Below are 23,509 nucleotides of genomic sequence, written 5' to 3'. Positions count from 1 at the left end.
GAATGCCCTGCACGTTGTGCGGAGCTTATGGCTATTCCTTTTTATATTTATAACTTCCTGTTCACATTAAGGGCGGGAAGTTATATAACCTCTCTGTATAAAAATAAATCTACACCTTCCAAGGGAGTACAGGGATGTTAACACGCCTATCTTTTTCAGGCCTGGCGCTGGGCCTGCTTATCTATTTATCGTCATTTGCAGCTTTTACACAACCCTTGTCTTTGATTGAGAAGAGTCAATGGGGATCTAGCACCTATAGCAAGGCTGTGAGTATTGGTGACTTTGTGTTTGCTGCTGCATCAACTCAGATTGATATATTTGATAGAACTCTTGATGTTGATTCTTCGCTTATTGGGAAAAAGAATATCCAGCGCGGAGCAATGAATATAGAGGCATTTAATAATATGTTGCTTGTCTCTAGTTTTCAAATGTTGCAAATATACTCTATCTCAGACGAAGGTGGTTTAGCGCAGATATACGAATTTTATACAGGTCTTGTATCAGAAGCATGCTTCACGGTAAGAGATGACGGGTTCTATTTAATGGGAATTAAAGACGAGACGTTTCAGGTATATTCTATTAAGTATCTAAATGAAGAGTTTAGTGTCTCAATCTCTAAAAAATATGAAGTAGATAATGCAAGCTTAGATGGTTGTTCTACCATAGAGGGTGAAAACGGCATCCATTATTCTAAGCTTGAATATAGTTCCAAATTGTCAAGTTACCTTTTAAGAGAAATATTTATTCCTTATGATATGAATGAAGATGATTTTTATGATCGACTTAATTATGGTGTTTACTTTGACGGAAATTTCAACCAGGTTAGATATTTGACTGAAAATACTCTTGTTTTATTTAGCAGGAATGACGGTGAGTTGGTTTTAGTAAAAGTGGAGAATGAAGAGCTGATAGTTTTGGACCGATTAAGAGATCATGCACTGCATGAAGGTAACTTGGCGGTTGGCGACCAGTTTTTTTACTTGGTAAAGGACTATGTCAGTGTTTTTAGTATAGATAGTTTAGATAGAATTGAATGGGTGTCTACTAATAATATTTCGGGCATTGATGCACCTTTCAGTTCTCCCATGCGGGTAGAATTTAAGGGCGGGAAGCTACTATCTGCATCTGAAGATTTTGGTATATTCGAAGTCACCATGAATGGGCTTGAAATTGGTAGTGTTAAACGTTTCTTTAACCAAAGCGGTAGTATAATAAATGCCGCCTTTGTTGGAGATAGGCAGTATGTGCTAAAAAACAACACGATCCACGTAGTTGATATGTTTAAAAAAGGGGGAGCTGTTAAATATTTTGATACTACACTTTTAGATCAAAACAACCCTAATGTGAAAATTTATAATGATCGACTTATTTCGCTCGGATTTCATAATCTAAGCTATTATTCTATAAATAAAGACTATTCACTTAAAAAATTGATTTCTGGAATCCCATCTTGTTATCAATTTGGGTGGGCATACACTCCTAGATTTTTTGTGCACAATGAGAGATTTTATGTTTATTGTTATAATTCAAGTGACGCTGGCTATAAATTATTTGGATTAAATATCGAGTCGGATGACTCTCTTTATGAACCTCCTGTTGTTATAGAAGTGGACGATTCTACTAAGGGGGAGTTCTCTAGATTTAGACATGTGGAGTTTATGTTTGATGGAGATGTTTATTTCGCTGCTGATAATCCTGGGGGGGAGTCCTTTTTCCTTTATAAGCTTGATGATTTGAAAAGTTCTCTTGTGAAAGTTGGTGATTCTTTTAATGTTAAGCTGACTAACCCTAATCGTGAAGCTGGAAATGCATGGCTTTCTAAAGGGCGATACTTTATTTCTGAAAGAGAAAAGGAAGAGCAAGAAGATGGGTGTCATAATTCTAATTTATCTATATATAGAATAAATGAGGTTTTTGGATACGATGAGGTGGCAAGGTTTGATGGTGGGGTGAGTCACCAGCCTTTTATGTTGGGTGAGTATCTTTTTTTATTTAATATTAAGAAAGATTGTATAGCATATTTGGATGTCTATAAAGTTAAAGATAATGGTGATCTCGACTGGAGTCATAAGCAAGTCGTCGATGATATTAATCTGTATTATTACGACAAAATATCTGGAAGTGAAAATAAAGTTTTACTGGGAAATAATAAATTTGTATCTGCTTGGGAGCTAAATTTTTCCCCTGAATTGAATGATTTCCAAATATCTGTAGAAGAAGATAACCAATTTAATTGGGATTTAGAAAGAGCTGACAGGGAAGGGGATAGTATTGATGTTGAGGTTCTTGTTGAACCTAATTCAGGAAGCTTGGAGTTCTTACCAGAGCAAAAATCACTCAGCTATACACCTAATGTGGACTTTTTTGGCACGGATATCATGTCTATTAAGCTGTCTGATGAGCATGGTAATTTCCATGAGTACCAGTTAACTGTTGACGTTTTGCCGGTCAATGACGCGCCTGTGATGTCATCGATGACAGGAGTGACAGTGAAGAACTCGACGCTGACAGGACAGCTTATGGCATCCGATGCAGAGCAAGACACAGTGAGTTTTAGTTTGTTTAAAGCCCCTCAATATGGTCAGGTAACGATAAGTTCGGAAGGCGCGTTTGAGTACACGCCAAACAATGACTTTGTTGGCGCAGATTACTTTGATGTTGAAGCTCTTGATGACAAAGGTGCAAAGAGCCAGGGAAGGGTGTCAATTGAGGTCAAGGCTGAGAATCTGGCGCCCAGTCTTGGAATTACCCAATTTACGCTCGACGAAGATACTGCTAAAACATTTACACTGGATGTCAGTAATGACGATGGTTCAGAGGTAACACTACTATTGGGAGATGTGTCTGGTCTGCAAGGGCTCCTGGAGCTTCTTGGCGAACACAGAATACAGTTTACACCCAGCGCCGATTTTTACGGTGAAACCCAGGCAACACTGGTGCTTACTGATAAACTTGGTGCCAGTAAGACAGAAACGCTCACCTTTGTTGTACAAGCCGTTGATGATCCACCCAGACCACAAGCACAAAGCGTTAGTGCAAAAGCAGGAACTACCCATAAAGGGCAATTAGCCAATCAGGATATTGACGGGGACACCTTGATCTATGCGGTGCTGCAAACAACCAGCAACGGCGCTTTGACCCTGAATGCAAACGGCAGTTATAGCTACACGCCCAATACTGGATTTAGTGGAACGGATAAATTTACCTACCAGGTAAGTGATAGCAATGGCAACACCGCACAAAGCGAGGTGCAGATCTCAGTCGCTAAAGCCAGTACACCGCCGCCTGCCACCTCCTCAGACTCATCGGGTGGTGGTACCTTGTCGTGGCTTTTATTGGCGCTACTGTGGCTTAGTTATCTGCATCAACGGAGGTGGGTGACAAAGTGCTATATCGGCACGGGCAACAGTTAATACTGAGCGGTTGATTTTACCGAGGTAAGGTGAGCTGGCCTCAGGCGCTTTCCTTAACCTCGGTTAAGCCCATGCGGGCGCGAATACGAGACAGTGCCACATCGGTAATACCTAAGTACCGAGCGACCTGGTAAAGCGGGAAATGCTGGGCATCGCTGCCGTATTCACGTAAAAATCCTTGATAACGCTGCTGGGCATCCTGCATAAGAAAGCTGGCTTCGCGACGTTCTTTTTTAATCGCCAGTCCTTCCAGCAACATACGGGTGAGCAGATTCCAGGCGCTGTAGTGATCGGCCAGGTGGGTCAGTTGTCGGTAGCTGATACAGGCCGTGCAGTTGTCGGTCAGCGCCTGGGTAGCAAATGGACTGGGCTGATTAGCAATCAGACTATGCATGCTGGCAAACAGGCTGCCAGGACGGGTCAGAGACTTATTACATTCTTTGCCCTGAGGTGTCAGGTAGTAGTAACGGCCAAAGCCTTCCAGTATAAAATACAGGCGTTTGGGCACTTCGCCGGCTCGGAAAATATGCTCACCGGCCTGCCAGGGTTTGATTTTGAACATATCGGCGGCGGCATGCCAGGCTGAATCATCCAGCTGTATATGCTGTCCAAGAGCATGGCGAAGTTTTTCCAATTGCGGCATAGCATTTCCAATTGTTTGATTTTTGTTCCGCGGCCGTACAGCTTATGTCAGTTGCTAAACGCTGTCATTGCATTTATGTTGTGGCTCCAATTTGTTGACCAGAGACGTAGCGTGCCACATTGTATTGTTGAATATTCCAAGGCGTTGGAAAGCCGTATCATGCCTGAAACCCTGCTGCAGGCTGTTTATCAGGGAGCGGTTGAGTCTGGTTTGTTCACGCCTTCAGCCATTAAGAGCCGTGCCATCGCCTGTGACTATTATATGGTGGGTGATCAGGTGGCGGATTTTGTGCATATCAATTTGCGTATTCTTGCCGGGCGTACCGATGCGCAAAAAAAACAGCTGACCGACGCCGTGCTGGCTAAGCTCAGTGACCTCAGTATCAGCCCTCTTTCCATTACGGCAGAAGTGCAGGATATGCATGTGGAGAGTTACGCCAAACGTCTACTCTAGTGTCTGATACATCGGGTGTGCATCACACTGACCTTTCTCTCTCCTAGCTTATTGCTGCCAGTTGCTGAGATCTTTTTCTTAAGTATGTGCTGAGTTACGACGCTTAATGTCACTGAGATGACTTGGAAGATTACAGAGATTAAGTAGGAGCGAGGGATGAAAGGATGCAAGGGGCACCTGTTGGCTACAGTGCTGTTGGGCTGTGCGTCTACTAGCTGGGCACTGGAGTCTATTCATCGACTGTTTGAGACCGAGGAGTCGGCGCCACGACCTTTCAGTGGCGTACTCTTGGTTGCCAAAGGCGACAAACTGCTAGTTAGCCATCATGCTAACTGGCCAGAAAATAGCGCGTTCGAACCCATAGATAAAACCCAACGTTTTACCGTGGGGGCCATTGCCAGACAGATCACTGCGGCGTTAATTATGCAGGAAGTGGATGCCGGGCATTTGTCACTCAGTCATGAGGTGGAAGAGTGGTTACCCGAATATCAAACTCACTGGCAGGCAAAAATGCCAATTCGGCAGTTACTCAGTCACAGTGATGGCGTGTTTGTCAGTGATTGGTACCAAGGGCTGGAAGGTGAGGTCTTTGCCTATGAGAATCTTGGTTATAACTTGGCAGGCGATATTCTTGAATCCGTCACCGGAAAATCCTATCAAGAGCTGGTCGACGAGGTGCTGCAACGCTGCCGGATGCAAACCAGCACCACCTATGCCCTGGATAAGCCCACCGCACAATCGGCCAAAGGTTTTATGGAACTTCAGCCTGGGGAGCTGGTACCTGTCTTGACTGGCATACCGGATGATTTTATTGCCAGCTCCGGCGTGCAGGCCAGTGCCATGGATTTGCTGAGCTGGAATCTTTGTTTGCACCGGGGCAAGCTGTTATCTAAGCAATCGTATCGGCAGATGATCACTTCATCATCGTTGCAACCGCATCGCTGGGGAACATTAGGACATGGGTTTGGCGTGCAAATCAGTGACCAGCCGGTGCGTGAATACAGCCAAAGTGGTTATGTGCCGGGTTTTATTTCTACCCTGGCTTATTATCCCGATTTTAATATCAGTCTGATTGTACTGGAAAACGTATCCTGGGATCCCAAGGATACGCAGCGGGCCTATTACTACCATGATAAATCCAGACAAGCCTTACTGGCTTATTTAACCCGCGGTGCAGGGCGCTCCATCGGCCAATAGTACTTGGCATTGTCCGGTTCGCTGGCTAAGCTGGGCCGGCTTTATTTCTTGCGGTCAGAAAAATGGCGCCAAGAAACCTGCAGTAATCTGATGAGAGCCTACTGACTAGGTAGGCATTCTTATCCCAAAACAATGTGTTAACAGGAATTCCCTATGAGAAGGATAATCACGGCATGGCTGATGTTTGCCGGTTTTACGGCGTCGGCCTATGAGGTTCAGATACTGGACATAGAAAGCCCCAGTATGGGTATCAGCCAAAAGGCCACCTTAGTTTTGCCGGATGGCTACCAGCAATCCGAGCGGCGTTATCCGGTGTTGTATTTGCTGCATGGTCATGGTGGCAATTATCAGAACTGGGCTGAGCGCACAGAGGTTGAAGCACTGGCGGACAGGTATCAGATGTTGATTTTGATGCCGGATGGCAATATTAATAGCTGGTATGTAGACAGCCAGTTTAAAACCAATAGCCTCTACACCCGTTATATTGGCGAAGAAATTCCGGCTTATCTGGATAGTCATTTTCGCACAGTGGCCCAGCGCAGTGGCCGGGCTATCACAGGATTGAGTATGGGCGGCTTTGGTGCCTTGCATATTGCATTGAGCTACCCCACAGAGTTTATTGCCGCCGGCAGTACCAGCGGTGGCGTTGACCCTCGGGGCTTTGAGGGCAAATGGGGGCTGAATGAGGTGTTGGGCAACCCGCTTGAGCAGCAAGGCGTTTGGATGCAAAACGCTATTGTGAATCGAGTCGACGGCTTTAAACAGCATAACCTGGCACTGATTATTGATTGCGGCGTTGAGGACTTTTTCCTGGCCGCCAACCGGCGCTTGCATCAAGCCTTGTTGGATAAGGGGATAGCCCACACTTACATAGAGCAGCCAGGCGGCCATAACTGGCCTTACTGGGCCGGGAGTATAGGTTTACAGGCCGAGTTTTTGTCCCGTTATCTCTCTGCTTCAATGACACCCACAGAGACCGCGCCCTGATTCAGGCGCGGCTTTTCACACAGTTCCGGCCGGCTTTTTTGGCATCATATAACGCCTGGTCGGCCTGTTTCATTACTGCCATAAACTCACTGCTGGTCTGACTACGCGGTGCCACACCAAAGCTACAGGTCACCTGCACGCTTTGTTTGGCGGTGCTGTCCTTAGTTTTAGCCTTAGTGCGTGATTGGGCGGTTTGTTTGGTTTTTTTCGCCGGCCTGTCCGGGCCCCGTATCACCATTTTGTAATTGGCAATATCTTCGCGCAGGGCTTCTAAATGTGCTTTGATTTCTGCCGGCTCTTTACGTGGGAAGATAATAGTAAATTCCTCACCGCCGTAACGAAATGCCTTGCCACCTCCGGTAACCTTGGTCATACGGCTGGCCACCAGGCGCAGTACCTGATCGCCCACATCATGACCGTAGGTATCGTTGAATGACTTAAAGTGGTCAATATCGGCCATCACCACCACGTATTTTTTACCCAGGGTTTGCACATATTGCATCAGGGCGCGACGTGACGGAATACCGGTCAACTCGTCACGAAAGGCCATGTTATGGCTGTCCATGATCACGCTAAACAGAAATAACACCGCCATGGTTAAAAGCGCCAACTGGCTGATCAGGAGTTGTTGTTTGCCAGGGTATTGCAGCATAGGCAGAAGCAACAGGCTGACAAACAGGGCGCAGTGGTTATTGGTCGGCCTGAGGCCAACCCGTATCAGCGCGATAATCAGCAAGGTAACATACAAGGCTGCTTCCAGCGGGCTGTAGGCCGACAGATAGCGCTGTGGCAGCCAGGATACTAAGCTGGTTAGCCAGTCCAAAGGCTGGGCATTTAGTTGCTGAAAGATAAGATAGACAGCGCTTGCAGCAATGACCACCTGGGTAATGCTAAGCAGGGCATTAGGTAAGGCAAAGCCACGGTCTTTGTCCCATATCAGCCAGACCATGCTGGCCATTAGCAATAAAGGTAAAGGGGGCGAGTCGTGCTTAAGCCAACTTATATCAGGCCAGAGCTGCGCCATATAAGGCAGCATCAGCATCAAGCTGAATAAGGCCATGCGACTGCGGGAAAACTGCAGGGCGATTAAGCCTGCAATGGCCAGGGCAATCAGCGGCAGGTAACTGAGTTGACTGGACCATTTGATCAGCAGGGGATGGGCACTCTGTGCCACCAGGGTGCTAATATACAACAGTATCAGGGCAGGGATGGCGCGTTTGGCCAGTAACTGCAGATTCTGCACCAGGCTCTCCTTATGGCTTTGCGGTTCGCAGCGGCATAATGCGGCCCCATTCTAAAGCAAGTGCGCAAATAGTCTAACCGCTTCGCAGTACCTTATGTATACCTAACCGGCTCACCTTATACCCAAGGCATAAGCTTTTACTTGACCATCCTGCTTCTTGCCAGATGATGTTGCCGGCTATGTATTTGGGCGATAGATAAACTGATGCACAGCTTACCTAATACCGGCTTTTATGGGGGGCTTAGCAAGCGGGCCATGCCGTTATCCAGCAACGCCTGCAGTTTTATGGCCGCCTCGCTCACCTGCCATTCCTCATAACCGTCGACACTGGCCTGTGCGGCCAGGGTAAATGCGCGTCCTCCCTGATATTCAGGCAGGCAAACATGGGCCAGCATCACCATTTCGGCGCGTTTGCGTGTTTCGCTTGGGCCTGAGCCTAGCTTCTGAAAAATACGCCATTTGCCGCTACTTATCTGGTTTAGCTTGGTTCGGTTATCTCCAGGAGCGTCTATTTGTTTGGCGATGGCGTCGGCCACCAGGTTAGAAATGCCCATTAACATGCCGCCATACTGGTGGGTAACATCAGAATGCCCTGTACCGTAAAACAGCGTGCGGATATCTTCTTCCTGCAAGTCTGGGTGACGGGTGGAAGGCTCGGCCATATGATTGGCAAGGCGCTTTAGCCATTCAGCTTGGGCCAGCGTGGTCATGGGTTTATTACCCGTCAGGCCGCAGGTATCGCAGCGATAATCCAGATAGCCTGGGTCCTGCTGGTTGTCGGTCAGACGCGGCATACTTGCCTGCTGTTTGGTGGCTCTGTCCTGCCAGTTATCGCTGTCGGGATCAAATAGCACGCTGCCGTAAGCGCCCCGCAGGTAAATATCCGGGTTACTGAGTTTAAGCCAATCATCATGAAACAAGCCGGTCAGATAATCGCGGCCACTAACATTGATAAAGTAAGAGGCGATAGCATTGGAGTTTCCATCGGCCATGCCAAAGGGAAAATAGGTGTGAATGCTGGTGATCAGATCAGCGATGGGCACTTCGCCGGCCAAACTGTTGGCGCCAACGCCAGCCTGACGGGCTTGGCTTATGGCACCGGTGATCGCCATCACTTTGGATGAACTCCAGGGTTCGTAGCGTTCGTTTTGGCTGTTACCGTTGGCCAGATAGCGATAGGTCATGCCATCGTCTGTCAGTCTTTGGTCAATAACCAATAAGCGGCCTTTGTCATTGTTGTTGCCAAAGAACTGCCAGTCGGCAGCGACACGTTGCTCCCAGCCAGGTGTCGAATAGTCGCTTTGTGCAGCAGTTTGATATTGTTCTGATGGCTCTTGTACTGTCAGTGGGCAGTCTATATAAGGCGCTGTTAGATCGACTGGTTGGTACGGAAAAACATCAACGCTTTGTTTATAAAAGCTCTGCGCTTCTTGGTTGGGAGGGGAGCTTTGTTGCCGCGATTGCTGTGTGGTTGATGGTTGGCAGGCACTGAGTGCAAGCAAGCTGGAACACAGCAATAGCGGGCATTTCAACATGTCATTTATCCTTGATGTAATATTTATCGTAAAAGGTGTAGACCCAAGTCGGGCAATAAATGATAAGCAAGGTAATAGTCATACCATTAAGCATGGCTTCCGGGAATAGCATAAGCGGGATTAGCAATAGGTAGTTATCTACTACCACATCCCATTGGTGAATGCCGTCGAGGAAGAAATACCCACCCATCAGAAACATCTTCAGGGTGATAAGCAGCGCCCCAGGTATAAAGGCACACAGGAAAATATAGATAAACACATGTCGCGGCAGCTTATGAAACGACAGGTTATAAATAAGGTAGGCCACGGCCAGCGGTACACTGACCCCAAGCAGGCCGTTAACACCAAACATACTCCAACTTTCCTTGCCTACTAGCGTGATACCGGCCAGCGCTAGAAAGCTACTGAGCAATGCTCTTCTAAGGCCCAGAACCAGTGGAAGCGCAGACAGCCATAAAAAGTGCACACTCAGGCCGTCATAAATTCCCGCCCTGAACAGCCACAGCACAAACAAACAGGCCGCCGAACCAAAAATCAGATGTTGGCTGTGTTTGTCGTGTAATAACTGCCGTGGTGGTGCGCTTTTAAACAGGCTTAGCATCAGGCCCAGGTAACCCACCCAGGCCAGACTCTGCAATAAGGTTAGATTGTCTAACACCGGCGCTTACCGGTAAACGGCCCAGATGGGCGCATGGTCAGACGGCTTTTCAATACCGCGAAGTTCGTAATCAATACCGGCTTCAACCAATTGCGCATGCAAGCTGGGGGTTGCCAGAATCAGGTCAATACGCAGACCGCGATTGTCATCAAAGCCTTTGGAGCGGTAGTCAAACCAGCTGTATTGGTCGGCAACTTCCGGGTGCAAGCTACGGAAACTGTCGGTCAGTCCCCAGCCCAATAAATGATTCAGCCACTCGCGCTCTTCTGGCAGGAAGCTGCATTTGCCGGTCTTCAGCCAACGCAGGCGATTGGGTTCACCTATGCCAATATCCTGATCCTGATGGGAGATATTCACATCGCCCATGACAATTAACTTTTCTTCCGGGTTGTGATGACCGGTCAGGTAGTCTTGTAAGTCCGCATAGAACTTACGCTTGGCAGGGTACTTGGTTTCATGATCCTGGCTCTCTCCCTGGGGGAAATAACCGTTTAACACCCGAACCTGGCTGCCGTCTTCCATTTGGTAGGTGGCCATGATCATACGGCGTTGTGCATCGGGTTCATCACCGGGAAACCCGTATTGCACGTCCAGCGGTTGTTGCTTACTTAACAGCGCCACACCATAGTGACCTTTCTGCCCGAAAAAGCTTACCTGATAGCCCATGGCTTCTACATCTGCGCGTGGAAACATGTCGTCATGTACTTTGGTTTCCTGCAGGCCGATGACATCGGGTTGATGCTTGTCGATGAGTGCCTGAAGTTGATGAAGTCTTGCGCGTAGTCCATTGATATTAAAAGAGATAAATTTCATGGGATGGTCACTTGGAAAAGAATGGGCTTATGTTAGCAAATCCCTAGGGCGTCATCACCCCGAAAACCCATCAAATCGACGGGTTGCTCAACAGCAGGTATGACCAAAGCAGCAGAGACATTTCAGCCTAACCTGATATGGTTAACACAGGCTTTCACAGGAATCTTGCTATGCAATCCGTCACTATCGTGTTACTCGGCTTGGTCGGCATGTTGCTCGGCTGGTTGTTTTATTCAAAGTTTATTGCTGAAAAAATCTTTGGCATGGACGACCGATTTATCACCCCTGCCCATGAGCTGGAAGATGGTGTGGACTATGTGCCCACCAATAAAGTGGTGCTCTGGGGGCACCATTTTACCTCAGTGGCGGGAGCCGCACCTATTGTTGGTCCGGCCATTGCGGTTTATTGGGGCTGGGTGCCGGCGGTGTTGTGGGTGGTGTTGGGCACCATCTTTTTTGCCGGGGTGCATGATATGGGGGCACTGTGGGCCAGCGCCCGCAATAAGGGCAAATCCATGGGCGCGCTATCCGAATCTGTGATTGGCAAGCGTACCCGCTCGCTCTTTATGGTGGTGGTGTTTTTGGTGCTGCTGATGGTCAACGCGGTCTTTGGTGTGGTGATTGCCAATTCCTTTGTGTCACAGCCGCAGGCGGTGTTTCCTGCCTGGGCCGCAATAGTGGTGGCCCTGATTATTGGTCAGTTGCTGAAACGCAAGGTGCCGTTGATCCCGCTCTGTTTGGTGGGCGTTGGGGTGCTGTACTACAGCATCGCCGTGGGCAGTGATATGCCATTAGCGCTGCCTACCGAGATGTTTGGTCTGACCGATAAGGCCAACTGGATCATTATTCTGTTTATTTACGCGGCTATCGCGTCGTTGTTGCCTGTGTGGATGCTGTTGCAACCACGGGATTTTATCAACGGTATGCAACTGTTGGTGGGCTTGGTGTTGTTATATGGGGCGGTATTTGTGTCTATGCCGGATATTACCGCACCGGCCTTTAATACCCAGACCGCGGTAGATACGCCCAGTATTATACCGCTGCTCTTTGTCACTATAGCCTGTGGTGCGGTATCGGGCTTTCACGGTATTGTCTCTTCCGGTACCAGCTCAAAACAGCTGGATAAAGAAACCGATGGCCGCTTTGTAGGTTATCTGGGCGCCGTGGGTGAAGGATGCCTGGCCTTGATTACGCTGGTGGCGGTAAGCGGCGTCATGCTGGCCGCTTCGCCAGAGGAATGGCATGAGGTATACAGCCACTTAGGGGCGGGGAGTGTTAATGCCTTTATTACCGGTGGCGCCAATCTTATTCAAAGCGGCTGGGGACTGTCGGTGGAAATTTCTTCCACCTTGTTGGCGGTAATGGTGGTGCTGTTTGCCGGCACTACTATGGACTCCGGTGTGCGCTTGCAGCGTTACATTATTCAAGAATGGGGTGAGATCTATCAGGTCAGTGCGCTGAGAAACGGCATTATTGCTACTTTGTTGGCGGTAGGTTGCTGTTTGTTGTTGGCCTTTGGTGCTGGAGGTTCCTCCGGCAGTGGCGGCATGATTATCTGGCCATTGTTTGGCTCCACCAACCAGATCCTGGCCAGTCTGACCTTGCTGGTGATTTCGGTGATGCTGATAAAAGCCGGTCGCCCCGCCATTTATACTCTGATCCCCATGAGCTTTGTGTTAGTGATGGCGTTCTTTGCCGGTGTGATCAAGCTTGGTGAGTACTACCAGCAGGGCAATTGGCTGCTGGTAGGGTTGGACTTGATTGTTTTGGTTGTCAGCGTGTTGGTGATGCTCGAGGCTTGGTCTGTGATCGTTAAACACAAGGCCAGTGAAGCCGCTGCCAAGCAAGATTAAGTGAATAAGGCGGCGTTAATCTACGCCGCCCCGTCTGAAAAATCGCGCCGAGAGGATCTGTTCCGCATCCGCTGTTGGGGTATCCACCTGGCCCTGATAGACCAGTCGAAAGCCATTCCAGGCGCGGTCTACTTCCGCCAATGACAAGGGATCGCTCTGACCTTTTGCCTGCCATTGAAGTTGCGACAGATCGATCTCAACCTGATAGCGGTCGCCGGGAAATAACTCGATTCTTTTCAGTACCGCCTTGCTACAGTTCCGGTTCAACGCTACGGGTCTTAATGTTTCAGCGTGCACCAAGGCAAAGCCGCAGTGCGCCTGGTCATCAAACAATGTCAGTGGGGCTAGGCGGCTGTTCTCTATACTAAATTCAAGATGTTGAGGGGGCGCGTCCGGCTGTGCCAGCGCATCTTCCTGCTCAGCAAAGCGTGTTCGGGTGCGAATCGGACTAAAGCGATGGCCGGTAATAACCGGCGTGCCGTCACTGCCCAGGGCTACCCGCATTTCCAGTGGCGTTTGCCAGGATTGGGCTTCGCCGCGAATGGCTTCCAGCTCCTTACCCGCGCCTTGTTCGACAAAGTATTTTTCAATACCCAGTTGCAGCTTAGGCAGGTAACTGTGGTCAAAAGCGGAAGCAAAACCGCGCACAAATAAACCGAGTGTCGGCGCTGTGCTGTCAACCGATACCAGGTTGGCCACATCACGCTGATTGGTACGAAGATTGAGATAGACGTTGTCGGCGCGCAGGTTGTTTTCCTGCATCAGTCCTTTTGCCCTATGTACTAGCTCATAATCCAGCACCACGTAGTCGCCGCGAAAGATATCACGGGGATCCACCGGCATGGTTCTTAGGTAAACCACTTCACCATTGGCCATGATATTTTCATGTTTACTGACAATGGTAGCCAGTATCAACAACTGTGCGACCAGTACCACCGGCAGCCAAATCTGTGCTTTGTTCATGCCTTTACATCCTTGTTTCTTTGATAGTACCAACCGACTAAAAACAGCCCCAGACCCACTAAAACAAAGGCCAGCGAACGCAGCAGCAGGTTGTCAAACAGGTCCATAAAACGGACAAAGACCACAATAGCCAGGAGCAGGGCAAAGCATCCCACCATCAGGCCGCGTTGCTGGCGATTGCCTTGGCGAATAAACAACATACAGTGGGCGACAAGTATCAGAATAAACAGCATGTCCAGTACTTGACCGGATAGCCACCTGGGAATGTACGCCAGGCTCAGTACCAGGGCATTGCTTATGGCTAGCAAAACCAGATGCGCGCTTCTTTCCAATCTGCTGTTCTTGCACTGATCAGGCAGCATAAGTAAGGTGGCAAAGGCCGATACAACGGCGGCACATGCAAGCAGGCCAAGCCAATGCGCCGGAGTTTCTTCAGTGCTCCAGCCCAATTGCTTGGCGTCAAAGCCAAAGGCCAGCAGCCACAACAACACCACAGTGTAAGCCGGATACAGCAAACCCAGCCGCAATTGATATTGGCTGGCCGATGTGCCTTTGGCATACCCCAGGCAAATCAGCAGGCTGCTGGTGGCCAGCACCACCATCTCGGGAAACACCCCGCTGGCATTGTACAGGCCGGATAGCAGCATCAGCAGGCTGGTGTATGCGCTGAGTAACAACAGCCAGCCTGGCTGACTGCGCCAACAAAAAACATAAAGTGCCAACAAGGCCGCCAGCGCGGGGTGTAAGGTGGCGTTATATTCCCACATTTCGGCACCGGCCCAAACGGCTAACAATAGCAGTGCCAGCAAGCTATGCATCCAGTGCTTCAGGATAATCGCCAGGGCCAAGGCGGACAGCCCCCACAGCATAAAGAAATTAGGATAGTGTTCATCCATATGATAAATCTGCGAGACCAGCCAGATAGCAGCGCCGAATAACATACTCCACAGCAGTCCCAAACCATCGGCCAGCGGGCTGGTCGATTTACGCTGCAAAAACCAGGTTGCGGTCGCCACTGAGCATGTGGCAGTCAGAACCACCAGTAATTTAAGGTAGCGATGCATATCCTGCCAGTTGTAGGCAAAAAACAGCACAATACCCAATCCCAATATCACGGCGGCAAAGGCGTAGATAAGCCACTGTCCCCAGTTATTGTTAGCCGGCTCAGGGTACAGGGCCAGTATGGCCTGATGTTGTTGTTCCGAGATAATGCCTTTGCCACGCCATTCTGCTGCTTGTTGTTGCAGCCAGCGAAGATGCGCATTTTTCATTATTGTCTTCCTTTTGCCTAAATGGCGTTAACCAAATCCTATGCAGGCGCAGCTTGATTGTTTAAACCGTGGCATGCCGGCCAGAGTTGCCCTCAAGCCTGAACAACTCATGAGTGCGCCAGCGCAGATACTGTCACGGGCATACTCAACTGTCTACCGGAGAGGTTAATGACGCAGCGCTAACCTGATTGGCTCAACCGTCGATCAACACCTTGTCCATAGAGTGGGGGTGCGGCAACTTAGTTTTGACAATACCTGCTGCGATATCTAAGCGGAAAGAAGAGGCGTTTCATTTAAGATAGATTTTAACATTTAGTTATCATATCTTTGTTCTTTAGTAACATTGTATGGCCTTATACAGGGGGAAATATGCGCGTGATAAACAGAATTTTCAGTGGCTTGCTGGTTGCCGTGTTGCTGAGTGGATGCGTTGAATCTGACCGAAGACATAGTGGTGCAGACAAACCGAACTCCATGTCAGCTACAGCAGGTACTGGAAAGTCCAGGGTGGTGGGGTATTTTCCGCTGTGGGAGCCCGAACGTGGCTACCGCGTTAAAGATATTGTAACTCGCGGTGCGGCCGACCAACTTACCCATATTCTGCTCGCCTTCGGTGGGCTAGCCGACGGGCAATGTGTGCTGGATGAGATACCTGCCAGCATTGAACATCACTATAGTGCACAAGACAGCGTGGATGGCATGGCGGATAGCCAGGATGCCAAGGTTAAAGGTGTTATTGGCCAGTTGATTAAGTTCAAGGCCATGTATCCAGATGTGAAGCTGCTGTGGTCTATTGGTGGATGGACAGGGTCGGTCGGTTTTATTGAGGCCGCCAAAGATGTTGAGCGATTCGCAGACTCCTGCCATGCGCTACTTAATGATCCGCGCTGGGCTGGCCTGTTCGACGGTATCGATATTGACTGGGAATACCCCAATGCCTGTGGTGTTGAATGTGATAAAAGTGGCCCTGACGGCTATTACCACCTGATCAAAGCGGTACGGGACAGGTTTGGTCGCGACAGCTTAGTCACCTCGGCCATTGGGGCTCCGCTATCTATCCTAAGCGCGGCAGACTACGCTAAGGCCGCGCCTTATCTCGATTTCTTTATGCCCATGACTTACGATTATGCTGGCGCCTGGTCACCGCAGGGCCCGACTTATCCTCATTCCCCTTTGTACCCGATTGCTGTTGCCAAAGGCACCACGCATGAGAAAAACAACGCTGATGATTCAATTGCTTACATGCTAGCGCAAGGTATTCCGGCGGATAAAATTTTGCTGGGTATCGGCTTTTACGGTCGCGGCTGGGCAGGTATTGAGCAAACCGAAGCCCTGGCAACCGCCACTGGGCCTGCGAAGGGCAAGAAAGAAGCTGGCGGTAATGCCTATCATGTGCTGAAAACCTATTGTCCCGCCACGGGAACCTTAGGCGGCACGGCCTATGGCTTATGTAACGGTGAATGGTGGAGCTACGACACACCGCAAACCATTCTGGGAAAAATGGACTACGTGAATCAAAAAGGCTTAGGCGGTGCCTTTTTCTGGCAACTCAGCGGTGATACCGAGCAAGGTGAATTGCTGGATGCCATAGTTACCGGGCTTGGCGCAAAGTGAACCGTTGTGCCTGTAACCCCATCGGGTTTAGAAAAACGTAGTCACTAAGTAGATAAACCACGACGCCGTAAGCTGGCTTATCCATTTCATAAGTCGAAGGTATCCAGTTTATCTGCGCTGTTTGTATACCAGGCCCTGTCAAGGGCCCGATGAATCAATATACCCTTTACAGATAAGATGTTTTTCGATTTTTGCTTGCATGGCTAGGACATTTGCCCTAACTTGTAGGTCAAGTGTCCTAGTGCGGCAATCAGAGTAATGCAAGTATCCAAACGCGAGCATATAGTTGCTCAGGCGGATAGGCTTTTTTATGAGCAGGGCTATGAATTTACCTCCTTTGCCCATATTGCCGAGGCGGTGCAGATTTCCCGTGGCAATTTCTACTATCACTTTAAGTCTAAGGACGAGATCCTCGAGGCAGTTATCGCTCGGCGCCTGGCCAACACCCATGCGATGCTGGACGCCTGGCAGCTGCAGGGGGATTCGCCGCGAGCCAGAATAGATTGTTTTATCCAGATTCTGGTGGCCAATAGCAGCAAGATCCTTAAATACGGTTGTCCGCTCGGCAGCCTGACCAGCGAGCTGGCCAAGCTTAATCATCAGGCCCTGGACCGTGCCAATGACTTATTCAGTCTGTTTCGCCAATGGTTAGGTGAACAGCTTGTTGTCCTGGGATTTTCCCCGCAGCAAGCCGACACCCTGGCCATGCATCTGCTGGCCCGCAGCCAGGGCATTGCCACCTTGGCCAACGCTTTTAACGATATGGCCTTTATCGAGCAGGAAGTTAAGCTGCTGAATCAATGGCTGGACCTGCAAATTCAGTCGCTACCGAGATAATCAAGGAGTGTCGATGTTTATTGTGTTATTAAAATTTGCCCAAAACCATGCCAACGCCGGACACTATATGCAAGCACATAAAGATTGGATAACCCTAGGCCGGGAAGCGGGGATTTTTCTGCTGGTGGGCAGTTTGAAACCTGCGCAGGGAGGCATGTTGCTTGCCCATAATACCAGCTTGGAAGCGCTGCAACAGCGCGTGGCAGAGGACCCCTTTGTGCAGCATCAGGTGGTCAGCAGCGAAATTATCGAAGTGGCACCCAACCAGGCTGATCAGCGTCTTGCCTTTTTACTCAATTAAGGAGTGCGTGTGAGTACTTATATCGAGCCTGTGGATGGCCAGCCCCGCTGTAACTGGTGCGGCGGTGCGGCGGAGTTTCTGCCTTATCATGATAATGAATGGGGATTTCCGGTTAAGGATGATATCCGTTTATTTGAAAAGCTATGCCTGGAGTCCTTTCAATCGGGCCTGAGCTGGCGCACGATTTTGAACAAAAGAGAAAATTTTCGGATGGCGTTCAAGGGCTTTGATTTTCATCAGGTGGCCCGTTTTGATGAGCAGGATATTCAGCGCCTGTTGCAGGATGCGGGCATTGTCCGTCATCGCGGCAAAATAGAGGCGGTGATCAACAATGCTCAAAGGGCCATTGAGCTGATTGAGCGAGAAGGTTCGTTGGCGGGTTATTTCTGGCGTTTTGAAGAAGCTGAGCCGGATACCGAACAGTTGCAGATGCGTGCTACTAGCAGTCAATCTGAGGCTTTATCCAAGGCGCTGAAAAAACAGGGCTGGAAGTTTGTTGGCCCCACTACCGTCTACGCCTTTATGCAGGCCATGGGGCTGGTAAACGATCATGCGCCAGACTGCGTGACCCGGCAAAAAGTGACGCAGGCCAGAAAAACCTTCAACAAGCCCTAACATGGATATCAGGATTAGACCCTATCGGGCAGATGACGTTGAGCCTTTGTACGAGGCGGTGCGTTCATCTGTTGTGCATTTGTCCACCTGGTTACCCTGGTGCAGTGAAGCCTATGCTTGCGAGGATGCTAAAGCCTGGGTGCAAGGGGCGGCTAACGCTTGGCAGGAAGGCAGTGACTATCGTTTCGTGATTGTGGATAGACAAAGCGGCCGCTTGCTCGGCGGGGTTGGACTCAACCAAATCACCGAGCAACACAAGGTGGGCTGCCTTGGCTATTGGGTGCGTAGCGATGCAGTCGGGCAGGGCATTGCCAAACGAGCTGCTCAGCTGGCGCTTAACTATGGGTTCACTCAACTGGGCTTGATGCGTATTGAGATTCTGGTACTGGTTAATAACCTGGCCAGTAATAAGGTAGCCGTGTCCTTGGGCGGTCGGTTGGAAGCGCTGCAGCGCAACAAGTTATATCATCAAGGTCAGCTGTGCGATGCTAACTGTTATGCGGTTATTCCCCAGGATCTTAGCTTGTGACAGAACCAAAAAAAAAGCCGGGCTAGCCCGGCTTAGTGATTTGAATCATGGCAGTGATAAATCAATATTTAATCGTTATTTGAACGTTTTTCTTTTTTTTCTTTGCGCTTCTCTTTGAGAGATTTTGCAGGTTTTTTCTTTTCTTTTTCTTTAGACATAAACAAATATTCTCCGAATAAAAGTAATCACTAAAGATGCCGCTGACTTTAGCTGGGTAAATTCAGTATCCATTTAATACTGATGAAGGTTTTCTAGCGGCATTATTGCTTCTTCATGGCGCATTTCTCCCTTACTGTCAAAATGGTGTTCATCAACACCATTGAGAATAAGTAGCAAACGGAATGCATGTTTTTTATGGAAAATAGAAACATGGCAATAACTACCGGGGTGTTTGCCAAGCAGCGCAATACCCAACCCGGAGCAGACCGACAGCAAGCCTTTTTCAGGGTTGGACTGCTGGCCGGCAACCAAGGTCAGTTTCAGCAATGTTTTAGCGTGCAGATCCCACACCAGTACTCTGTCACCAACGCATACACTGGGTAATGATGTTTGGCTGTTGCGCTGTGGTGCCACTCTCTCTATGGCAGCAAGCAGCTTAACCGGTGAGAGAAAAAGAATAGAGGGACTATAGATAAAAAAATAACGAATATGATTGGCTATTGTATTTGATAGCCGTAAAAAAAAGGCTCTCATCAGACTTCCCCATAAAAAACACAGAATTGTTTTTCAATGCCGGGAAGTTAAAAAAGACTTCCCGGCTTAGTCCGGACAGACTGAAACTTTTTTGTTTTTAAGATGATGCATGGATGTCTCCGTAAAATTCACCTAATAGCATACCGCTTAAAAAATAAAAGGCAAGTCGGTGATTATTTTAAAGAAAATATATAAATTTATTTATAATCAATGACCTCAGGCAGAGATCAGGGGAAATTTAAATGGGCTTGAAAAATTACTCTGATTATTCAGTAGAATTTTTTGCACTCCAGCCTGAATGACCGCGTCTGGAGTACATTGATTGTTCCTTGCTATCAATATTAGAGGCAGATTAGTACGTTTCCGGGACGCGTTTGACCTTATCGGGAATGGCAAGATCCCGATGTTGTTCTTCCATACCTGGCAATTCCACTTTAGGAAAGGGCTGTTGTTGGTAAGGCACCAACGACAGCAAGTGGCTGATACAATTCAGTCGGGCTTTTTTGTCATGGTTGGCGTCAATGATGTACCAGGGACTGTCCTGGGTATCGGTATGTTTGAACATTTCATTGCGTGCCTGGCTGTATTCTCGCCAGCGGCTGCGCGAAATCAGATCCATATCGGAAAATTTCCAGCGTTTAAGCGGGTTGTCCAGCCGTTCCTGAAAGCGCGCCTCCTGTACTTCTGCGGACACACTGAACCAGTATTTGACTAGTCGGATCCCGGAGCGGATCAGCATGCGCTCAAACTCCGGACAAGCGCGTAAAAACTCCTGATGCTCTTCATCGGTACAAAAGCCCATGACTTTCTCAACACCGGCGCGGTTATACCAACTGCGGTCAAATAGCACGATTTCACCGGCACTGGGCAAATGCTCTACATAGCGCTGAAAATACCACTGCTGGCGCTCTTTATCCGAAGGTTTCCCCAACGCCGCCACCCTGACCACCCGGGGATTAAGACGTTCGCTAACGGCTTTGATAGCGCCGCCCTTACCGGCGGCATCGCGCCCTTCAAAAATCACCACCAACTTTTGTCCGCTGTTGGCCACCCATTGTTGTAACTGGATGAGCTCTACCTGCAAGGCTTTGAGCTGTTGCTTATATTGCTGTTTATCCATTTCTCACTCCTCTTGGCTGTTATACCAGCTGTTGAGCGAAGTCTTAAATATTTTAGCGGTAGGAGTCATAGGCAAAGTGCGCTACATATCCATTATCTGGCCTTGTGCAAAAGACAGTGGCGCAGTTGTTTCTCCGCCTCCAGCAAAATGAATAACAATATACCCACACCCAGTATCAGCAGTCCGTCCTGCCAGCTTATGTCGCGGGTGCCAAAGACCTTTTGTAACGGGGGCATAAAGGTAATAGCCAACTGTGCCAGCACCACGGTGATGACCATTGCCCAGACCATGGGTGTAGCCTTGATTATCTGCCAGTTTAAGCTTGTGTTATAGAGATTACGGATAAAGAACAGCTGGAAGATTTCCATAACGACTAGTGTATTGACCGCCAGGGTGCGGGTGAGCTCGGCCTCATAGCCTAGGTTGGTGCCATAATAAGAAACCCCAAATACGCCGCAGATAAATAGCAAAGTGACCAGGATAATCTGCCAGGCCAGTTCGCCGCTTATCAAGGGGGCGTTGCGCGGTCTGGGTGGCCTGGTCATTAAGTTGGCCTCACTTGGTTCAAAAGCCAGGGCAATGCCCAGGGTGACGGCGGTAATCAGATTTACCCACAGAATCTGGATGGCGGTAATGGGCTGGGTCATCCCTAGCAGCAGAGCCAGCACTATAATGCCGGCTTCACCGCCATTGGTTGGCAGTGTCCAGCTGATCACTTTCTTAATGTTGTCATACACAGTGCGGCCTTCGCGCACTGCGGCGGCAATGGAAGCAAAGTTGTCGTCAGCCAGAACCAAATCCGAGGCTTCCTTCGCCGCCTCGCTACCTTTGCAGCCCATCGCAATGCCCGCATCGGCCCGTTTAAGTGCAGGGGCATCGTTTACGCCGTCACCTGTCATCGACACTACCAGCCCCAACTCCTGCAACGCCATGACCAGGCGCAGTTTATGCTCCGGACTGGTGCGGGCAAATACATCAACGTTCAAAATCTGTTCGGCCAAGGTGGCTTGGTCCATGACTTCCAATTGCGCACCGGTAAGCACTTTATCAGCATGTTTCAGGCCGGCCTGGGTAGCGATTGCGGCGGCGGTTTTGGCATGGTCACCGGTGATCATTTTTACCCGGATGCCGGCTTGCTGACATTGATGAACCGCCTCAATGGCATCCTGGCGTGGTGGGTCAATCATTCCCACCAGGCCTAGCAACACCACATCTGCATCCAGATCTGTAAGTTCCAGGGCCAAATGCTGGGCATGAGTGTTTTTTTGTGCCAGGGCCAGCACTCTTTGCCCCTGCGCTGCCAGTCTATCGGCTTTATCATGCCAGTAAGATTGCGCTAAAGGTTGCTGCGTGTTGTCAGGGCCTCGCTGCCATTGACATAAAGACAAAATCTTTTCCGGGGCACCTTTGAGTAGGATTAGGCCATGTCCCTGATGATCGTGATTAAGGGTTGCCATAAAACGATGGGCAGAATCAAAGGGAATGAGGTCGCTGCGTGTCCAGGCTTTATGTTGTGCTTCTGTAAGGCCGCTTTTCGCGGCAAAGGCCAGTAATGCGCCTTCCATGGGATCGCCCTGTACCAACCATTGTTCATCTGCCTTAACCAGTGTGGCGTCATTGCACAGCTGGGCCGCTAGTCCAATGGCAAGGAGTTCGTCCGATGCAGCAGCATTAGGGCCTTGCAGCCTGCCAAAAGGCTCATACCCTTCGCCTTCAACCTGATAATCCCCGGCACTTACGGCCGTGCTGACCACCATCATTTCGTTACGGGTCAGGGTGCCGGTTTTATCGGTACAGATCACGGATACGCACCCCAGGGTTTCAATACTGGGTAGACGTCTGACGATGGCATTGCGTTTGGCCATACGTTGCACGCCAATGGCCAGGGTGATGGTGAGTACTGCCGGTAAGCCTTCGGGAATTGCCGCAACCGACAGTGCCACAATGTTGAGAAACAGGGTCTGTAGTTCATAACCCATCAGGGTGACACCTGAAATCAACAAGGCGGCTGCCAGCATAAGTATGACCAGGGTCAGCCATTTGGCGAACACGCCCATTTGTTCAACCAGTGGGGTGGTGATCTGCGTCACATCCCTTAGTAAACCGCTGATCTTGCCAATTTCGCTTTGTTGGCCGGTTGCTACCACTAACCCAGCGCCCTGACCGTTGGTAACCAATGTGCCGCTAAATGCCATGCAGGTGCGATCGCCCAGGGCGGCCATAGCATCGACAGCCTGAGTTTGTTTTTCCACCGGTACCGACTCACCGGTGAGCGCCGCTTCCTGAATTTGCAGGCCATGGCAGCGAAAGAGTCTGAGATCTGCAGGCACTTTATCTCCCGCTTCCAGTAATACCACGTCTCCCGGTACCAACTGACTGGCCTGGATATGTTGTCGGATTCCTGCTCGAATCACGGCCGCCTTTGGAGCCAGTAATTGCCTGATAGATTGCATGGCCTGTTCGGCTTTCCCTTCCTGAATAAAGCCCACCAGCGCATTGACCAGCACAACCGCCAATATGACCAGACTGTCGGCTACATGACCTAACCAGAAGGTAATAACGGATGAGACCAGTAGCACATAAATCAGGATGTTGTGGAACTGCAACATAAAACGCTGCCAGGCCGGTTTGCCCTTAGCCTGTGGGAGCTGGTTAGGGCCGTATTGTTGCAGGCGCTGGTCTACCTGCGATGGGGCCAGGCCTTGCTGTTCACTGTCAAGTTGCTGCCATAGTTGCTCTACATTGAGCTGATGCCAGTTATCCATGTCGGC

Annotated in this window: 20 protein-coding genes; 10 read left to right on the top strand and 10 right to left on the bottom strand. The window is 49.4% G+C overall.

Annotated elements, in window-relative coordinates; all coding sequences use genetic code 11:
• The first annotated feature begins 134 nt into the window (after positions 1–134).
• The gene (locus IEX02_RS19395; protein ID WP_188699119.1) at positions 135–3,413 is read left to right on the top strand and encodes an Ig-like domain-containing protein; all 3,279 of its coding nucleotides are present in this window, start codon (positions 135–137) and stop codon (positions 3,411–3,413) included.
• A 40-nt stretch (positions 3,414–3,453) separates the two neighbouring features.
• Here IEX02_RS19395 and IEX02_RS19390 read toward each other — a convergent pair whose 3' ends face one another.
• Positions 3,454–4,056, bottom strand: coding sequence for a Crp/Fnr family transcriptional regulator (locus tag IEX02_RS19390; RefSeq protein WP_188699117.1), 603 nt, complete (start codon positions 4,054–4,056; stop codon positions 3,454–3,456).
• A gap of 111 nt (positions 4,057–4,167) precedes the next feature.
• Between IEX02_RS19390 and IEX02_RS19385 the strand changes: the two genes are divergently transcribed.
• From IEX02_RS19385 to IEX02_RS19375, 3 genes are all read left to right on the top strand, one after another.
• A complete protein-coding gene (locus IEX02_RS19385) occupies positions 4,168–4,509 on the top strand; it encodes a 5-carboxymethyl-2-hydroxymuconate Delta-isomerase (protein ID WP_188699116.1) in 342 nt (113 codons plus the stop codon).
• 156 nt (positions 4,510–4,665) lie between these two features.
• Positions 4,666–5,706: a serine hydrolase domain-containing protein gene (locus IEX02_RS19380; RefSeq protein ID WP_188699114.1), complete on the top strand. Its 1,041-nt coding sequence runs from the start codon at positions 4,666–4,668 to the stop codon at positions 5,704–5,706.
• A gap of 153 nt (positions 5,707–5,859) precedes the next feature.
• On the top strand, positions 5,860–6,693 hold the full coding sequence (locus IEX02_RS19375; protein WP_188699112.1) for an alpha/beta hydrolase: 834 nt from the start codon (positions 5,860–5,862) through the stop codon (positions 6,691–6,693).
• A gap of 1 nt (position 6,694) precedes the next feature.
• Here IEX02_RS19375 and IEX02_RS19370 read toward each other — a convergent pair whose 3' ends face one another.
• The 4 genes from IEX02_RS19370 to xthA form a co-directional block, all read right to left on the bottom strand.
• The gene (locus IEX02_RS19370) at positions 6,695–7,936 is read right to left on the bottom strand and encodes a GGDEF domain-containing protein (RefSeq protein WP_188699110.1); all 1,242 of its coding nucleotides are present in this window, start codon (positions 7,934–7,936) and stop codon (positions 6,695–6,697) included.
• A 230-nt stretch (positions 7,937–8,166) separates the two neighbouring features.
• Positions 8,167–9,471: a hypothetical protein gene (locus IEX02_RS19365; protein WP_188699220.1), complete on the bottom strand. Its 1,305-nt coding sequence runs from the start codon at positions 9,469–9,471 to the stop codon at positions 8,167–8,169.
• A gap of 1 nt (position 9,472) precedes the next feature.
• Positions 9,473–10,129, bottom strand: coding sequence for an energy-coupling factor ABC transporter permease (locus tag IEX02_RS19360; protein ID WP_188699107.1), 657 nt, complete (start codon positions 10,127–10,129; stop codon positions 9,473–9,475).
• A 6-nt stretch (positions 10,130–10,135) separates the two neighbouring features.
• Positions 10,136–10,942, bottom strand: coding sequence for an exodeoxyribonuclease III (xthA, locus tag IEX02_RS19355; RefSeq protein WP_188699106.1), 807 nt, complete (start codon positions 10,940–10,942; stop codon positions 10,136–10,138).
• A gap of 170 nt (positions 10,943–11,112) precedes the next feature.
• Between xthA and IEX02_RS19350 the strand changes: the two genes are divergently transcribed.
• A complete protein-coding gene (locus tag IEX02_RS19350) occupies positions 11,113–12,795 on the top strand; it encodes a carbon starvation CstA family protein (protein WP_188699104.1) in 1,683 nt (560 codons plus the stop codon).
• Between the two features lie 15 nt (positions 12,796–12,810).
• On the opposite strand, the gene IEX02_RS19345 is transcribed toward IEX02_RS19350, so the two are convergent.
• Positions 12,811–13,758: a GDYXXLXY domain-containing protein gene (locus IEX02_RS19345; RefSeq protein WP_188699102.1), complete on the bottom strand. Its 948-nt coding sequence runs from the start codon at positions 13,756–13,758 to the stop codon at positions 12,811–12,813.
• The gene (locus IEX02_RS19340) at positions 13,755–15,029 is read right to left on the bottom strand and encodes a DUF2157 domain-containing protein (protein WP_188699100.1); all 1,275 of its coding nucleotides are present in this window, start codon (positions 15,027–15,029) and stop codon (positions 13,755–13,757) included. Before IEX02_RS19340 ends, IEX02_RS19345 begins: the two co-directional genes overlap by 4 nt.
• Before the next feature lie 369 nt (positions 15,030–15,398).
• Between IEX02_RS19340 and IEX02_RS19335 the strand changes: the two genes are divergently transcribed.
• From IEX02_RS19335 to IEX02_RS19315, 5 genes are all read left to right on the top strand, one after another.
• Positions 15,399–16,643, top strand: coding sequence for a glycoside hydrolase family 18 protein (locus tag IEX02_RS19335; RefSeq protein ID WP_188699097.1), 1,245 nt, complete (start codon positions 15,399–15,401; stop codon positions 16,641–16,643).
• A 258-nt stretch (positions 16,644–16,901) separates the two neighbouring features.
• Positions 16,902–17,480, top strand: a complete 579-nt coding sequence (locus tag IEX02_RS19330) for a TetR/AcrR family transcriptional regulator (protein ID WP_188699095.1) — start codon at positions 16,902–16,904, stop codon at positions 17,478–17,480.
• A gap of 13 nt (positions 17,481–17,493) precedes the next feature.
• A complete protein-coding gene (locus tag IEX02_RS19325) occupies positions 17,494–17,781 on the top strand; it encodes a YciI family protein (protein WP_188699093.1) in 288 nt (95 codons plus the stop codon).
• Between the two features lie 9 nt (positions 17,782–17,790).
• Complete coding sequence (locus IEX02_RS19320; RefSeq protein WP_188699091.1) at positions 17,791–18,396, top strand: DNA-3-methyladenine glycosylase I; 606 nt, start codon at positions 17,791–17,793, stop codon at positions 18,394–18,396.
• 1 nt (position 18,397) lies between these two features.
• Positions 18,398–18,925 carry a GNAT family N-acetyltransferase gene (locus tag IEX02_RS19315; protein WP_188699089.1) on the top strand — a complete coding sequence of 176 codons (528 nt, stop codon included), beginning with the start codon at positions 18,398–18,400 and terminating at the stop codon, positions 18,923–18,925.
• A 231-nt stretch (positions 18,926–19,156) separates the two neighbouring features.
• Here IEX02_RS19315 and IEX02_RS19310 read toward each other — a convergent pair whose 3' ends face one another.
• The 3 genes from IEX02_RS19310 to IEX02_RS19300 form a co-directional block, all read right to left on the bottom strand.
• Positions 19,157–19,618: a GreA/GreB family elongation factor gene (locus IEX02_RS19310; protein WP_188699087.1), complete on the bottom strand. Its 462-nt coding sequence runs from the start codon at positions 19,616–19,618 to the stop codon at positions 19,157–19,159.
• Positions 19,619–19,970: 352 nt separating this feature from the next.
• A complete protein-coding gene (gene ppk2, locus IEX02_RS19305; RefSeq protein ID WP_188699085.1) occupies positions 19,971–20,738 on the bottom strand; it encodes a polyphosphate kinase 2 in 768 nt (255 codons plus the stop codon).
• A gap of 92 nt (positions 20,739–20,830) precedes the next feature.
• A complete protein-coding gene (locus IEX02_RS19300) occupies positions 20,831–23,503 on the bottom strand; it encodes a cation-transporting P-type ATPase (RefSeq protein WP_229702300.1) in 2,673 nt (890 codons plus the stop codon).
• Between the last annotated feature and the right edge of the window lie 6 nt (positions 23,504–23,509).

The sequence above is a fragment of the Bowmanella pacifica genome (assembly GCF_014645355.1).
Taxonomy (GTDB): domain Bacteria; phylum Pseudomonadota; class Gammaproteobacteria; order Enterobacterales; family Alteromonadaceae; genus Bowmanella; species Bowmanella pacifica.
This window is presented reverse-complemented; position numbering and strand designations above follow the sequence as displayed.